Annotated in this window: 13 protein-coding genes; 5 read left to right on the forward strand and 8 right to left on the reverse strand. The window is 72.8% G+C overall.

Going from position 1 to position 15,405, the window contains the following annotated elements; all coding sequences use genetic code 11:
• The first annotated feature begins 253 nt into the window (after window positions 1–253).
• The 4 genes from LUM46_RS04490 (at window position 254) to LUM46_RS04505 (ending at window position 5,032) form a co-directional block, all read left to right on the forward strand.
• Window positions 254–1,210: a DNA-binding protein gene (locus tag LUM46_RS04490; RefSeq protein ID WP_274992532.1), complete on the forward strand. Its 957-nt coding sequence runs from the start codon at window positions 254–256 to the stop codon at window positions 1,208–1,210.
• A gap of 70 nt (window positions 1,211–1,280) precedes the next feature.
• Window positions 1,281–1,736: a VOC family protein gene (locus tag LUM46_RS04495; RefSeq protein WP_274992533.1), complete on the forward strand. Its 456-nt coding sequence runs from the start codon at window positions 1,281–1,283 to the stop codon at window positions 1,734–1,736.
• Between the two features lie 9 nt (window positions 1,737–1,745).
• Window positions 1,746–3,737, forward strand: a complete 1,992-nt coding sequence (locus LUM46_RS04500) for a S9 family peptidase (protein ID WP_274992535.1) — start codon at window positions 1,746–1,748, stop codon at window positions 3,735–3,737.
• A complete protein-coding gene (locus LUM46_RS04505; protein ID WP_274992536.1) occupies window positions 3,734–5,032 on the forward strand; it encodes a CehA/McbA family metallohydrolase in 1,299 nt (432 codons plus the stop codon). Before LUM46_RS04500 ends, LUM46_RS04505 begins: the two co-directional genes overlap by 4 nt.
• Here the strand turns inward: LUM46_RS04505 and LUM46_RS04510 are convergent.
• From LUM46_RS04510 to LUM46_RS04535, 6 genes are all read right to left on the reverse strand, one after another.
• Window positions 5,022–6,491, reverse strand: coding sequence for an MFS transporter (locus LUM46_RS04510; RefSeq protein WP_274992537.1), 1,470 nt, complete (start codon window positions 6,489–6,491; stop codon window positions 5,022–5,024). The genes LUM46_RS04505 and LUM46_RS04510 overlap by 11 nt on opposite strands.
• A 14-nt stretch (window positions 6,492–6,505) precedes the next feature.
• A complete protein-coding gene (locus LUM46_RS04515) occupies window positions 6,506–7,303 on the reverse strand; it encodes a ChbG/HpnK family deacetylase (RefSeq protein WP_274992538.1) in 798 nt (265 codons plus the stop codon).
• A gap of 40 nt (window positions 7,304–7,343) precedes the next feature.
• On the reverse strand, window positions 7,344–7,910 hold the full coding sequence (locus LUM46_RS04520) for a hypothetical protein (protein ID WP_274992539.1): 567 nt from the start codon (window positions 7,908–7,910) through the stop codon (window positions 7,344–7,346).
• 221 nt (window positions 7,911–8,131) lie between these two features.
• Entirely contained in the window at window positions 8,132–8,911 is a 780-nt protein-coding gene (locus LUM46_RS04525; RefSeq protein ID WP_274992540.1) for a hypothetical protein, read from the reverse strand.
• 156 nt (window positions 8,912–9,067) lie between these two features.
• On the reverse strand, window positions 9,068–9,730 hold the full coding sequence (locus LUM46_RS04530; protein WP_274992541.1) for an FMN reductase: 663 nt from the start codon (window positions 9,728–9,730) through the stop codon (window positions 9,068–9,070).
• Entirely contained in the window at window positions 9,727–10,884 is a 1,158-nt protein-coding gene (locus tag LUM46_RS04535) for an LLM class flavin-dependent oxidoreductase (RefSeq protein WP_274992542.1), read from the reverse strand. Before LUM46_RS04535 ends, LUM46_RS04530 begins: the two co-directional genes overlap by 4 nt.
• Window positions 10,885–11,224: 340 nt before the next feature.
• Between LUM46_RS04535 and LUM46_RS04540 the strand changes: the two genes are divergently transcribed.
• Window positions 11,225–11,569, forward strand: a complete 345-nt coding sequence (locus tag LUM46_RS04540) for an RNA polymerase-binding protein RbpA (RefSeq protein ID WP_026365682.1) — start codon at window positions 11,225–11,227, stop codon at window positions 11,567–11,569.
• A gap of 132 nt (window positions 11,570–11,701) precedes the next feature.
• On the opposite strand, the gene lnt is transcribed toward LUM46_RS04540, so the two are convergent.
• The gene (lnt, locus tag LUM46_RS04545) at window positions 11,702–13,453 is read right to left on the reverse strand and encodes an apolipoprotein N-acyltransferase (protein ID WP_274992543.1); all 1,752 of its coding nucleotides are present in this window, start codon (window positions 13,451–13,453) and stop codon (window positions 11,702–11,704) included.
• 123 nt (window positions 13,454–13,576) lie between these two features.
• Window positions 13,577–15,358, reverse strand: coding sequence for an amidohydrolase (locus LUM46_RS04550; RefSeq protein ID WP_274992545.1), 1,782 nt, complete (start codon window positions 15,356–15,358; stop codon window positions 13,577–13,579).
• Between the last annotated feature and the right edge of the window lie 47 nt (window positions 15,359–15,405).

The following is a 15,405-nucleotide window of genomic DNA, read 5'->3' on the forward strand; positions in this document are numbered from 1 at the left end:
CGTCGGGCCGGTCGGGCGACGTGGATGACGGGCGTCGTCAGCGCTCACTATCTGCTCACCAGTGCGCTGAGTAGCGCCAGCGAGACACCACGAGAATTGCTAGATCTAGCGGATAGATCTGCATGAGGGGTGTTTTGCGCACCCGCTTCAGGAAAGCGGGTGCGTACTGTGCGAACGACTAGTAGGAGTAGTATTGTGGAACTACTCGTACTACTACGAGCTGGAATGACGGACGAATCGATCGGGGAACGACGTGCGGGACAAGGAACGGGTCTTCCAGGCTGCCGAGGCGCTGACGGCCGAGGGGGTGGCGGTCACGGTGACGAACGTGCGCGAGCGTGCCGGCTGCTCCAACGCCGCGGCGACGAAGTACCTGCGCGAGTGGCGGGACACGAAGGCCGCGCAGGACGAGGCTCGTCAGGCGCTCCCCGACCTGCCCCCGGCGGTCACGGCGCTCGTGGACCGTGGCCTCGACGCCCTGTGGGGCGCTGCGGTCGAGGTGGCGCGCGCCGAGCACGAGGCAGCGGCCGCCGCGCAGGACGAGGCCCTGACCGCCGTCGTCGGCGAGGCGGACGCTCTGGCCGCCCGCGTGGACGAGGCCGACGCAGAGCTCGCCCAGTTCCGTGCGGTCCTCGAGTCGGCTCGCGAGTACGCCCGGTCCGCGGAGGAGGAACGTGCCACCGCGGAGAAGGAGCGGGCGGACGCCGTGGCAGCGTCGGCCCGGCTGGAGGGCGACCTGGCCACCGTGCGTCAGGCGCTCGACGCCGCGCGGGACGAGCTCGTCCGGGAACGGTCCGCGACGGCGGCTGCCGAGCGCGCACGGGCCGACGCCGAGGCCGCCCGCGCGCAGGCGCAGGGCGCCGCCGTCGGGCTGCGGGAGTCGCTGGCCGATGTTCGCGCGGCGCTCGAGGCTGCCCGGTCCGACGCCGCTCAGGCTCACCGTGACCGTGGGGCAGCAGAGGCTGCCCGCTCCGCCGCGGAAGCGTCGGTCGCCCGGCTCGAGGGCGAGCTCTCGGCCTCCCGGGAGGCGCTGGAGTCGGCGCGCGGGCAGGCCGCGGAGGCCGAGCAGGCCCGCGTGGCGGCCATCGCCGCCCAGTCGCAGGCCGAGGGCACGGCCGCCGGGTTGCGGGAGGCGTTGGAGTCGGCGGTGGCCGGTGCGCGTGCGGGCGCCTCGGCAGCCGCAGAGCAGGCAGAGGTGCCGAACCGTTGAGCGCCTGACCTCGTGCCGGCCGGTTGCCGCCGGGCGGCACGATGTCAGTGGCAGGTGCTGTGATGGCCTGATGAACCTTCGCGGATTTGCCACCATCAGCTACTGGGCCGACGACGTCACGGCGGCCGCCGCCTGGTACACGCAGCTGCTCGGCGTCGCGCCGTACTTCGAGCGGTCCGGACCGGACGGTGTGCTCGCCTACGCAGAGTTCCGGATCGGTGACAAGCAGGCCGAGCTCGGCATCGTGAGCCGCGCCTACGCGCCGCCCGGCTTGCCCGCAGAGCCGGGCGGCGCGGTCATGTACTGGCACGTCGACGACCTGGAGGGCACGATGGCCCGGCTCCACGAGCTGGGCGCCACCGAGTACCAGCCCGTCACGCCCCGTGAGGCGGGGTTCGTCACGGCGTCCGTGGTGGACCCGTTCGGGAACGTCCTCGGGGTCATGTACAACCCGCACTACGTGGAGCAGCACCCGACCACCGGCGAACGCACCACACCCGGGACAGCCACTCCGCACTCCCGCTAGGTTGCCTGCGTGACTTCTGCACCCTCGACCTCCGTGCCAGAGATCGTCAACGCCCTGCTCGACCTGACCGCCTGGGCCGTCCTCGACGTCGACCCGGAGGGCCGCATCCTCGCCGGGAACGACGAGCCAGGCAGCATGCAGCTCGTCGAGATCGCGCCGGACGGCACCCGGACGCAGCTCACCGCGCTGCCGTCGCGCTGCTCCGGCCGCTACGTCCCGGGCACGCGCCGCGTGGTGGTCCAGCACGACAACGGCGGCGACGAGAAGACCCAGCTCAGCCTGCTCGACCTGGCACCCTCGGACGCAACGGTCGCCTCCCTGCCCACCGGGCCGGCCCTGCCCGACGTCAGACCCGCGGCCAGCTCGCTGCCCGCACGCCTGCCCGCGACGCTGGAGACACTCGCACCCCTGGTGCACGACCCTGAGCACAAGCACGACCTCGCCGACGTCTCGGCCGACTCCGTGGTCTTCCTCACCAACCGGCGCGACGGTGTCGACTTCGACCTGGTCGTCCACGACCTGGCGACCGGCACCGAGACCACCCTGTACGACGGCGGCGGGTACCTCTCGGCCGCCGCCGCCTCCCACGACCGCCGCTCGGTGGCGATCACGGTGCTCAGCAGCCAGCCGCGGTCCACGCAGATCCTCGTCGCGGGCGACGGCGGAGACAGTGCCGCCGCGCTCACGGCCCCGGACGAGCACGCCCATCACGCACAGGTCGCCTGGACCGCCGACGACGACGCGCTCGTCATGGCGTCGGACCACGACCGCGAGTTCGCCGCCGTCGTCCGCGTGCGCCCGGGCGAAGCGAACAGCCCCGAGAACACCGTCTGGCAGACCCTCGTCGAAGCAGACGACCACGACCTCGAGGTGGCCCTCTCCCCCGACGGCACGGCGATGATCGTCGGCCACCACCAGGACGGCGTCACCACCCTGGCCGTGCACGAGCCCGACGGCACCCACCGCTGCGACGTCACCCTGCCCGACGCCGGAGTGCCCACCGTCGTCTGGGCACCGGACTCCTCCCGCTTCGCCGTGCACCTCACCACCCCCGGCGACCCCGGATCCATCCACCTCGTCGACGCCGCCACCGGCACCGCCACCACAGTGGTCGACGGACGCGACCAGGTCCCCGCCGGCCTGCCCGTCGCCCTGCCCACCGTGCACCGCGTCCCCACCCCGGACGGCGAACAGGTGCCCTGCTTCGTCTACCGCCCCGTGCCCGCCACCACATCCACGAGCACCGGACCCGCCCTCACCGGCGCCTCCGTCCTCCTCATCCACGGCGGCCCCGAGGGCGAAGCCACCCGCCTCTTCTCCCCCGTCATCCAGGCGCTCGCCGCCACGGGCTTCACCGTGCTCGTCCCCAACGTCCGCGGCTCCGCCGGCTACGGCAAACGCTGGGTCAGCCTCGACGACGTCCACCAGCGCCTCGACTCCGTCGCCGACCTCGCCGCCCTGCACGCCTGGCTCCCCGAGCTCGGCCTCGACCCCGAACGCAGCGCCCTGTGGGGTGGCTCCTACGGCGGCTACATGGTCCTGGCCGGCACCACGATGCAACCCGACCTGTGGGCCGCCGGCGTCGACATCGTCGGCATGTCCTCGCTCGTCACCTTCCTCGAGAACACCTCCGAGTACCGCCGCGCCGCCCGCGAACGCGAGTACGGCAGCCTCGAGCACGACCGCGACTTCCTCCTCACCGCCTCCCCGATCACCTACCTCGACCAGCTCCGCGCACCGCTGTTCGTCATCCACGGCGCCAACGACCCCCGGGTCCCGCTGTCCGAGGCCGAACAGATCGCCGCGGCGCTCGCGGACCGCGGCGTCCGGCACGAGCTGCGGGTGTACGTCGACGAGGGCCACGGGCTCGCCCAGCGCGCGAACCGCAAGGACGCCTACCCGGCGGCGATCGAGTTCCTCGCCGAGGTCTTGGGCGGCACCGAGGTCTTGGGCAGCACCGGGACCCCGGGTAGCACCGGGAACGCGGGAGGCGACGAGTGACCCGCGAGGAACGGCGCCTGCGGCTGTCGATCGACGACCAGATCGAGAACCGGTACCACGAGGTGCCGTTCGAGATACCCGCCGGACGCGCTCCCCGCGCGCTGGAGGTCACCCTCGCGTACGCCAAGGACGCCGCGGTGATCGATCTGGGCTGCCGCGACCCGAAACGCTGGCGAGGATGGTCGGGCGGTGCCCGGTCGCGCTTCGTGATCACGCCGGACGCCGCGACCCCCGGGTACGAGCCCGGTGAGCTGGTCCCGGGCCGGTGGGCCGTGGTTCTCGGCCTGCACGGGATGCCTGCCGACGCCGTCGACGTCACCGTCACGATCACCACGGGGGTGGACGCCGGCGGGGTCGAGGACGAGCCGCCCGCGCAGCCTCCGCCGTCGGGCAGCGGGAGCGGACCGGGCCGCACCCGGCTGGGCCGGGGCCTGCCCGCGCCGGAGGGTCTGACCTGGTACGCGGGCGACCTGCACGCCCACACCACGCACTCGGACGGGACGCTGAGCATCGCCCAGCTCACGGCCGCCGCCGCGGGCCGGGGCCTGGACTTCCTCGCCGTGACCGACCACAACACCGTCTCGCACCACGCGCACCTGCCGGGTGTGGGTGCCGCGTACGACACGTGTCTCCTGCCCGGGCAAGAGGTGACGACGCACGCGGGCCACGCCAACGCGTTCGGCGACATCGGCTGGGTGGACTTCCGGCGCCCGGCGGCGCAGTGGCTGTCCGACGTCGAGGAGCGCGGCGGGATCCTGTCCGTGAACCACCCGATCCAGGACGACTGCGGGTGGGTGTACCCGGTGCGGACCGGGTTCCTCGAGCTGTGGCACATCTCGTGGTTCCTCGACCTGACGGCCACCGGACCGTGGGCCTACCTGCGCGGCTTCGACGGGTCAGGTGCGGGTGGCGCGGAGAGCGCCTCGGCAGGCCGTCCCGTGCTCCTGGGCGGCAGCGACTTCCACACGCCTGACCAGGGCTTTCCGCCGGGCACGCCCACCACGTGGGTCGCCGCCGAGGACCGCTCACCCGAGGCGATCCTGGATGCCGTCCGCCACGGGAGGACCGCCATCAGCCGCTTCCCCGGGCCGGGCGAGCCGGCTCTGGTGCGCGTGGGCGTCGACCTGGTCGCCGTCGACGCGGACGGCACCGTCCTGGTCGAGGGCGTCCCGTCGGGCGGTACGGACCGCAGGCGGCACGTGCGCGGGGACCGCGTGACGTTCGCCGCGCCGCCCGAGGGCGGGCCGTACCGGCTGGAGGCGGCCGACCGGACGCTGCTCGCGATCAGCGCGTGACGGGTTCGGCGCCGGACCCAGCGGTCGGCCCGGGATCCGGATCTGTACCCGGACCGGCATCCGGACCGTCCGGCGAGCCCGTCTCCTGCGGCGCCGCCGGAAGCCGGATGAACCGCGAGACGGTCGTGCCGACCACGAGCAGCGCGAACGGGTACAGGGACAGGTAGACGCGGAACGCCTGTCCCGGGTCGGGGCCGGGGTCGGCACCCGAGCGGTAGCCGAACCAGAGCGCGAGCGACGCCAGCGCCGCGGCCGTCACCAGGCCGTTGAGCCGGCCCAGCACACCGAACGCCGCCAGGAAGAGCCCGCTGCGGTGGGTGCCGTAGCGGGCGGCGTCGGCGTCGAGCACGCGGGCGATCACCAGGTCGTTCGTCGCGAGCACGCCGGAGTAGCCGACGGCGACGGCCAGCCCCGCGAGGATCCCGGTGGTCAGGTCCGTCGCGAAGTACATCGGCACGAACCCGACGGCCGCCACCGGCAGCGCGAGCCGCCACGTCCATGCGGCGCCCTTGCGTCGCACGACGGCGGCCCACACGCTCAGCATCCCGATCGCCACCACGATCACGACCAGCTGCAGGATGCTCGCGTCCAGGGCCGAGCCGCCCAGCGTGTGGTGCACGTAGAGCTGGAGGCCGCCCAGGACCAGCGCCATCGCGGACCCGTAGCAGGCGTTGACGACGCCGACGGTCCAGAAGTGCGACGTCGACAGGATCTGTCCGATCGACCGGAAGAACAGCGGCTTGGGTTCCGCGTCGAGCGCCGGGTCCTCGCGGACCCCGAACGCCGTCCACAGGATCACCGTCGCCGCCACCACCGCGAAGATCACCGCGAGGCGCCCGTACCCGACGGTCGACCCCTCGGTGCCCAGCACGTTCCGCGCCAGCACCGGCGTCAGCGCCAGGGCGATCACCAGCGCGATGAGCTGGGCGCCCTGCCGCACGGCGTTCGCCGTCGCGCGGCGCCGCTCGTGCGTGAACAGCTCGGGCAGCAGCGCGCCGTAGCTGGCGTTGATCAGTGAGTCGGCCATCTCGGTGGTGATCGCGAACACCGCGAACCACACGGCGAGCCCCACCGCGGAGTCGGCCACCGGCCCCGGCACGGAGAACAGGGCGATGGTCGTGCAGGCCAGCACCAGCGCGCCGGTCACCAGGTACGGCCGACGCCGCCCCCAGCGTGAGCGCGTGCGGTCCGACAGGTGCCCGAAGACGGGGTTGTCCAGCGCGTCGAGCACCCCGTACACCGCGTAGACGGTCGCGTAGACGACGGCGTCCAGGCCGAGCAGCTCGACGTACACGTAGAGCATCGAGCCCTTGACGAGGTTGATCGGCAGCGAGGTGCCGAACATGCCGACGCCGTAGCGCATCGGTGAGGTGCTCGGGTGCGCCGGCGTGCCTGCGCGCGCTGACGTTGCCGGGGGCTCGCTCGCCGGCGCACCCGATGCCGCATGCTCGGCGTCCACGTCGGTGAGCCTACTCACCACCTGCCGACCAGGTCGATGCCCTGCCGGTCGATCTCCCGGACGAGAACCGGATCGCCCAGCAGCCGCAGCTCCCAGGTCCGCTTGCGCCACCACCCCGCCGACAGCTCCCGCAGGCGCGCGGTGTCCGGGGCCGGGTGCAAGAAGATCTCGCTGGTCCCCTCGGGCAGCCGATCCAGCAGGCGCAGGTAGTGGTCCCGCAGGGACACGTAGTCCCGTGCCTCGGCGTCGCCGCCCCGGTGGGTGGCGATGACGCGCGGCAGGCGCACCCCCGCGGCGTCCGCTGCCGCCACCGCGCTCGCGTGCCGCTCCCGCACGGCGGGTGTGGTGAGCAGCGGGTCACCGTCCCCGTACAGCTCCAGCCCGCGAGGCAGGCGGAACGCCAGACCACGGCGCGCGCACACCGAGATCGCCTCGGCGAGGTAGGAACGCCCCGACAGCCCGTAGAGCGTGCCCTGGTGGGAGTCCAGGCGATCCGGCGCGGGCGAGCCGACGACGGCCGTGGCTCGTGCCAGGGCGTCGATCTGATCGGTGACCCGGTCGACGACGTCGTCGAAGCCGCCGTCCGGCGCCGGTTCCGGGAGCACCACGTGCACACCGGGCGCGACGTCGGGCGCCGCGCGGGCGACCAGCTCGACGGCACGGAGGGCGCCGGGGTTCTGCTCGCCGTCGACGTGTGCGGTGATGACGCCGACGGCCGTCAGAGGCGAGCCGGCCAGCAGGGCGGCGATCTCGCGGTCCGCGTCGGGGTGGGTGCCGGCGTCGTCAGCGGTGAGAACGAGACTGCGCGTCATGCACCCAGTCTGACCCAGCCGGCAGCCGGTCAGCAGCCGGTCAGTAGCTGCCGATCACGCTCGTACCGAGGGACTCCGCGGCCTTGCCGAGCTGTACCTCGAGGTCCCACGGCGTGGTCACGTGCGGGATCGCCGCGGGGACGCAGGGCAGCATCGCGGTGTGGAGGGACAGGCTGGTCCCCAGCGTGTCGGCCCGCCAGACGCCCGGGCCGACCACCTCGAACTCGCCCGCCCCCGTGCGGTGCAGGACGACCACGTACTCCTGGCCGGTCTGCAGGACGGCGGGCATCCCGGCCCCGGGCGGGGACGACGTGGACCCGACCTGGGTCACCGCAAGGTTCGCGTTCTTCGCCACGGCACCCAGCAGCACCTTGCGCAGCTGGACCTCGGTGCGGGTGTAGGGCACGCGGTCGACCACGTCGACCGCCGCGTCACCGGCCTGCACCAGGGCGACGACGTCGGCGTCGGCGACCAGCTGCTCGACGGTCCCGTAGTCCTCCGGCGCCATGAAGTCGGCAGCCCTCGCGTCGGTCATGCAGCCGCTGAGGAGCCCGATCACGCCCATCATGCCGATCATGCCGAGGGCCACCCGCGCCTGCGGTCGCATCGCCGCTCCGTCCTCCGTCACCCCGGTCGCCAGACCGCCCCGTTCGGCGCCTCCCCGAGAGACGGCAGGACGTCTGGTGCGTTCGCCGCACGAGCACCATGCCGCGTGCTCGTTCGTGCAACGAATGTTCCTCGGTTCCCTGACGACAGGACAAGGGCAGGCGAGGGCGAACCTGGGCTGAGCGGGACGGCCAGTTTGGCGCGATGCGAAACAGGACCGGGTCAGGCGGCGTGCGCGCTGCCGATCGCCCGCACGAGGCCCGACGTGGAGATCGAGCCCATGCGATAGCGCTCCACCGCGGCGACGAGCGCCTCGCTGACATCGCGCGGTACGCGCGAGGACCGTGCCACGGGGTGCCAGATCTCGCGTTCGAACACGGCCGTCCGCTTCGCCGGCCCACGGTACAGACGCCCGGCGAGTGGCGGGGGCGCGGGGACCGGTCCCGAACCGGGAGGCGCCGGAGGCACCGGGCCCTGGGGCGGCGCAGGGGGCGGCGGCACCGGGGCGTGGACGGACGGTACCGCCGTCGGCGCCGGGGCAGTGGGCCGGTGAGCACCCGGCACGGGAGTCGCGGGCTGCTGCGGCGCCAGATAGCTCGCGAGCCGTGACGCCCGGTAGCGGGCGCCCGGGTTCCAGCGCAGGGTGGGCACGGCGGGCTCGGCCGGCCGCACACCGGTGGACTCCCGGCGCGGCGCGGGGGCGTCAGGCAGCTCGGCGGTGTCCGTGACCGAACCCGTCGACGCGCCTGCAGCGGCGGGCTCGTCAGCAGGGGCAGAACCAGCGGCGGCAGCGGCGGGTGGGGGCGGGGGAACCGGAGCAGCCGCCGAAACGGTGGCCGCTACCTGCTCTGCGTGCACCTTCTGCTCTGCGTGCGCCTTCCGTAGCGCCGCCACGATGCGGGCGACGCGTCCCGTGTCGGCGTCCAGGTAGTGCGCGGGCGAACCCTGTGGGCCGTCAGCGCTCGTACCGTCCGAGGCCTGACTCTCCGTACCGTCCGCCATGACTGCTCCCTCACCCGTCGTCCCGCCGTCGTCCGGCCACGACCAGCGCCGACCGCTGTCCCATATGTTCCCTGCCGCGCCCAGGGCGTGCAAGCCCCGGGCGCGGCAGGACGACCTGGGCCGGTGACCAGGGCTTTGGCCCCGAATCAGCCCGGCTCAGTCTCCGCCGAGCATGTCCAGGAAGCTCGGGGTGCTCGAGAACGGGTCGGCGGGCTTGGCATGCTCGCCGCGGGCGAACACGAGGGCCGCCAGGGAGCGGCCGGCGCGTTCGATGCGTTGGGGCAGGGAGCTGCCTCCGTCGTCGTGGTGGTTGGCGCTCGCGGCTCGGGCCCAGTCGTCGGTGGCCGCGAACACCGAGGTGGTGACGACGTCGGCCCGCAGGTAGGTGAACAGCGGCCGCAGGGAGTACTCCAGGGCGAGGGAGTGGCGTGGTGTGCCGCCGGTCGCGCCGAGCAGCACGGGCATGCCCGTGAGGGCTTCCTTGTCGAGGATGTCGACGAACGACTTGAACAGCCCGGAGTAGGTGGTGGTGAACAGCGGGGTCACGGCGATGACGGCGTCCGCCCGGGTGACGGTCTCGATGGCATCGGCGAGGTCACCGGTGGGGAACCCGGTGAGCATCGCGTCGATGATCGCGTGCCCGTGGTCGCGCAGCTCGACCACCTCCACGGTCACGTCGTGGCCCAGGGCCTCGAGCTCGCGCACCGTGGCCTCCGCGAGCCTGTCGGCCAGCAGCCGGGTCGAGGAGGGTTGCCCCAGGCCGGCGTGCACGACGGCGATCGTGCGCTCGGTGGTGGTGCGCTCGGTGGCGTCGGTCATGACAGGACCTCCTCTGCCCGCTTGCCGGTGTACTCGTCCGCGCCGTCGCCGACGTGCGTCGCGCCGGCCTGGCCCGTTGCCTTGGCGGCGGTGACCCGCTCCGCGTGCGTGGGCGGGTTCGCCGGCACGTCGGCGGGGCGCTTGGCGTCCGCGATCTTGCGCAGCTCGGGCACGACGTCGGAGGCCAGCAGGTCGATCTGGTCCAGGACGGTCTTCAGCGGCAGGCCGGCGTGGTCGATCAGGAACAGCTGACGCTGGTAGTAGCCGACGTCGTCGATGAAGGACCCGTACCGGTCGATGACCTGCTGCGGCGAGCCGACGGTCAGCGGTGTGTCCCGCGTGAAGTCCTCCATGCTCGGACCGTGGCCGTAGACGGGCGCGTTGTCGAAGTAGGGCCGGAACTCGTCCCAGGCAGCCTGGCTGTTCCTCCGGATGAACGCCTGGCCACCGAGGCCGACGATCGCCTGGTCGGCGCGGCCGTGGCCGTAGTGCTCGAACCGTTGCCGGTAGAACGCGATCATCTGCCTGGTGTGGCTGATCGGCCAAAAGATGTTGTTGTGCAGGAACCCGTCGCCGTAGTACGCGGCCTGCTCGGCGATCTCGGGGCTGCGGATCGAGCCGTGCCACACGAACGGCGGGACACCGTCCAGGGGGCGTGGGGTGGCGGTGAAGCCCTGCAGCGGGGTGCGGAACTTGCCCTCCCAGTCCACGACGTCCTCGGTCCACAGCCGGCGTACCAGCGCGTAGTTCTCGATCGCGAGCGGGATGCCCTGGCGGATGTCCTGCCCGAACCAGGGGTACACCGGACCGGTGTTGCCGCGGCCCATCATCAGGTCCATCCGGCCGTCGGAGATGACCTGCAGCATCGCGTACTCCTCCGCGATGCGTACCGGGTCGTTCGTCGTGATCAGGGTGGTCGCCGTGGACAGGGTGATGTTCTTCGTGACGCCGGCGAGATAGCCGAGCATCGTCGTCGGGCTGGATGCCACGAACGGCGGGTTGTGATGCTCACCCGTGGCGAACACGTCCAGACCGGCCTCGTCCGCGTGCTTCGCGATCGTGAGCATCGCCCGGACACGTTCGGTGTCGTCCGGGGTGTGCCCCGTCGTCGGGTCCGTCGTCACGTCGCTGACACTGAAGATCCCGAACTGCATGATCTCGCGCTCCCATGATCGTGTTCCTGCTGAAGCCCTGCGTGCTGGACTGTCCTGCGTGCCGAGCTATTCATGCAGATGCATGAATACTGCCCACAACCTGCTGCTAGTCTCGATTGTTCCCACCAGGCCTGCTCCCACCAGCCGCTACCCACGTGAGATCGCGCACATCCGCGCCCAGTTTGCCCGGAGTGCGCTTGCGAGCGCACATCGGACGCGTAGCCTGATCAGACGGCTGGAACATAGACGGCTGGAACGGCTGGAACATCACAGAGGGTCCCCGCGTTGGCACTACGGACCTTTTTCCGCCACCTATCCCGACAACCCTCTGGAGGACATCGTGCCCGACCGGTCCCTGCGCGGTATGAGCATCGGTAGTAAGAGCATGGAGTCCGACGAGGGCGTGGACTTCGCCCCTCGGTTCCAGGCCTACTACGACTGCCCCAACGGCCACACCATCATCCTGCCCTTCGCCACCGACGCGGACGTACCCCCGATCTGGGAGTGCCGCTGCGGCGAGGAGGCACTGCTGCGCGACGCCGAGAAGCCGGAGCCCAAGGCGACCAAGCCCCAGCGCACCCACTGGGACATGCTGCTGGAGCGCCGCACCGTCAAGGAGCTCGAAGACCTGCTCGACGAGCGCCTCGAGCTGCTGCGCGCCGGCAAGCTCCGCCGCTCCGCCTGACAGCCTCGCACCGACGGTCCCCGTGACCGTCAGCAGCGACTGACAGCAGCGGAAACGACCGTCGGGTCCAGGCCATGTGGCCGGACCCGACGGTCGTTTCTGTACCTGCTGGTCGTATCGACCGGCGTGCGCCTACCGACTCAGGCTCACGGCACCGTCCACCACCGGCACGGTCTGCGCCCGCATCCGCCTGCGCGCGCCCACCCCGCCGCCGACACCCGTCACCAACAGGGCTACCGCGAGGCCGCCGACCACCCAGCCCGGCCAGTAGCCTGCGGCCACAGCAGGCGTGATCGACGACCGCAAGGGCAGGTTGGCCACGAACTCGTCGTCCGTGAACAGGCCTGTCCGGCGCACCACCGTGCCGTCCGGCGTGATCACACCCGACACCCCCACCGTCGAGATCTGTACCGCCGCCCGGCCCGTCGTCATCGCCTGCATCCGCGACATCGCCAGCTGCTGCGTCGACTCCGCCGTGAACCCGAACGACGCGTTGTTCGTCGGGATCACGAGCACCTGCGCACCCCGCAGGACCGCGTCGCGGATGATCTCGTCGTACGCCACCTCGAAACAGATGATCGTGCCCATCCGGTAGTCGCCCTGACCCAGCCGACTCGGCACGTCCACGTACGGCGGGTTCACCCCGGGAATCATGTCGGTCGTCACCCGGTCCACCTGGTCCGACAGCAGCCGCAGGAAGGGCCGCATCGGGATGTACTCACCGAACGGCGCCGGATGCTGCTTCGCGTACCGCCCGATCACGCCGTTGCCCGCCTGCCACAGCAGCGACACGTTGTACCGGCCTCCCGTCTCCGGGAACTCCTGCGCCCCCACCAGGATCGGCGCCCCCACGGCCGCCGCGGCCTCGTCCAGCCCTCGTGCGACATCCGGCGTCGTCTGCGGGTCCAGGTCGCTGCCGTTCTCCGGCCACAGCACCACGTCCAGCTCGCCCGCATAGTCCTCGGCCAGCGTGTAGGTACCCTCCAGGTGGTTGTTCAGCACCTCGGCCCGGTTCGCGAACGCGCCGAGACCCGGCTCCCCCACGTTGCCCTGGACCGCACCGGCCCACAGCGTGCCGTCCTCGGCCAGATCACTGCCCGCGTCGTAGACCTCGTTCCCCTCCGGTGTCTCGACGGGACCGGCGCTGGCGGAGGTGGCCAGGGGCAGCACCAGCGGCACGACGGCGACAGCGGCGCCCAGCGCGAGGGCGCCGACGGCCCGGCGTGCCTCGCGTCCGGGTGTGGAGTGCCGCGGGCCGCCCGTCGACGTGACGCCGCCGCGGGCTGAGGGGGTGTCGCCGTCGGATCCGGGGAGACGGAGCCGGACCGCGCGGACGAGGCTCGCGGCAGCGAGGGCGAGCAGCACGCCGGCGAACGCGACCAGCAGGCTCACGGCGACGGTGCCGCCGAGCCAGGCGGCGCGCCCGGTCGGGGCGTCGACCATGGCCCAGGCGAGACGGCCCCAGGGGAACCCGCCGAACGGGACCTCGGCGCGCCACTGCTCCACTGCGACGAACAGGACGGCGAACGCGGCGGCGAGCCGCCAGCCGCGGCGGCGCAGGAACCGTGCCCGGCGTACCCAGGTCCACCCCGCGCCGAACCCGGCGAGGAACAGGGCCTCGACCGCCGACATGGCGATCCATGGCGCGGCCTCCGTCGACTCGTGCGCCCACCACAGGTGGGGCAGGAAGAAGGTGAGGCCGAACAGGAACCCGACGAAGAAGTTCCACCAGGCGCCGTCGCGGCCGAGCGACCAGTACAGGACGGCGACGGCGACGAAGGCGGCGGGCCACACTCCGGCGTCGGGGAACGCGGTCCAGAGGAGGAGGCCACCGGCCACCGCGAGGAACAGGGACAGCAGCCGGGACGGCTCAGGCAGGCGCACGATCGCAGCCTACCGGCGCGAGCCGGACCTCCCGCGCCACCCGCCCTGGGCTGTGGGCGCGATCCTTGCGCCTCTCACGGGCGGGTTGTCGCAACGGTCGCGCTCACAACGCACGAGGGGGTGTCAGAACGTGTCGTGCAGGATGACGCCGTCGCGCAGCGTGTGCAGGCATTCCGGCTCGACGGCGTCCGGGGAGAGGTCGGGCAGCAGGGGTGTGCCCGCGCGGGCTTCCTCGCTCCAGGAGCTGAGGCGGCCGGGCGCCGCCTGCACCCCGAGCTGTTCGGCGCGCCAGACGGCGAGGTGCGCGGGCGCGCCGACCCGCAGCTGCCCGGCGCCCGTGTGGTCCAGCCCGGCCAGGCGCCAGCCGCCGCGGGTGTGGGCACGGAACGCGGCGCCGGCGGAGATGCGCTGGTCGGGGTCCTCGTGGCTGGTCGCCGCGCGCACGCCCTGCCAGGGGTCCACGGGGGTGACCGGGGTGTCGGACCCGAACGCGAGCGGTACTCCGGCCTGGGCGAGGTCGGCGAACGGCATGAGCGAGCCGGCGCGCAGGGCGCCGAGGCGGGAGGCGTAGACGCCCTTGCTGCCCCCGAAGGCCGAGTCGAACGCCGGCTGGACCGACAGCCCGACGCCTTGGACGAGGAGCGCGGCGAGCGTGGTCGCGTCCACGAAGAGCCCGTGCTCGATGCGGTGGTGCCCGGCGCGGACGGTGCTGTCGCCGGTGAGCTGGGCGGCGATCTGGAGGCCGAGGACCATCGTGTCCATGGCGCGGTCCCCGATGACGTGGAACGCACCCTGGACGCCCGCGCCCTGGACGGCGGCGAGGTGGTGGGCGATCTGCTCGGCGGACAGGTACAGGTTGCCGGTCCACGGGGTGCCGTCGGCGTTGGTCAGGGCGCCGGAGAAGGCCCCGGACGACGGGTCCAGCGGCAGGTCGGAGTACGGGCTGCGCAGGGCGGCGGTGCGGGAGCCGATGGAGCCGTCGACGTTGAGGTCGCCGCCGATGCCGGTGAGGAAGGGCAGCTCGGCGAGCAGCGCGCGGGCCTCGTCGGTGGTCGCGCACAGCTCGCCGCGGTAGGCGGCGAGGTGGGGCAGTGCGGGCACGGCCGGGTCGGCCACGGCCTCCGCGGTCACCGAGTCGGTCGTCATGGCGTACAGCTCGGCGAGGCCGGCCCGGGTGTCGAGGTGCGCACCGCTCATCTCGTGCACGGACACGATGCCGCGGGTGGCCCACGCGGCGAGGGTCTCGCGGTAAAGGCGGGTGCGGCGTTCGGGTGACAGCGCGTGGGCGACGTCGCGCACCGTGTGGTGCAGGTCGGCGGTGACCAGGCCGGTGTCGGCGGGGGCGTCGGACCAGCCGGAGCCGGACAGGCCCGTGCCGGTCCAGGCGGGGTCGCGCTCGATGCCGGCGCGGGCGGCCATCGTGGTGGAGACGACCGCGGAGTGCACGTCGACGCGTGCGGCGTAGACGGGGCGTCCGCCGCAGGTGTCGTCGAGCTCCTGCCGGGTGAACGTGCGCTGTTCCGGCCAGGCCTGCTCGTCCCAGCCGAAGGCGAGCAGCACCTGGTCGCCGGACGGGTCGGCGGCCGCCAGCCGCTGGGCGCCGTCGTGGAGCGCGGCCAGCGCGTCGGCGAGGGAGTGCACTCCCCCCGCGGGCGTGAGGTCCACCGCGTCGCTCGACAGGCCCGTCTCCAGCACGTGGGCGTGCGCGTCGACGAAGCCGGGCGTCACCAGGGCGCCGTCGAGGTCGATGACCCGGTCGGCGCGCGCGGCGAGGCCGGCTGCGGTGTCGTCGGCGCCGAGCCACGCCACCACGCCGTCGTCGACGAGGATCGCCTCGGCGAAGGGGTCCGCCGAGGAGTGGATGACGCCGTTGCGGTACAGGATGGATCGGACGGGCTGGCTCACGGGGGAACTGTATGCGATCCCCTCCGGCGCCGCTGCCAGGGCGCTGG

Source organism: Promicromonospora iranensis, assembly GCF_028994805.1.
Lineage (GTDB): Bacteria > Actinomycetota > Actinomycetes > Actinomycetales > Cellulomonadaceae > Promicromonospora > Promicromonospora iranensis.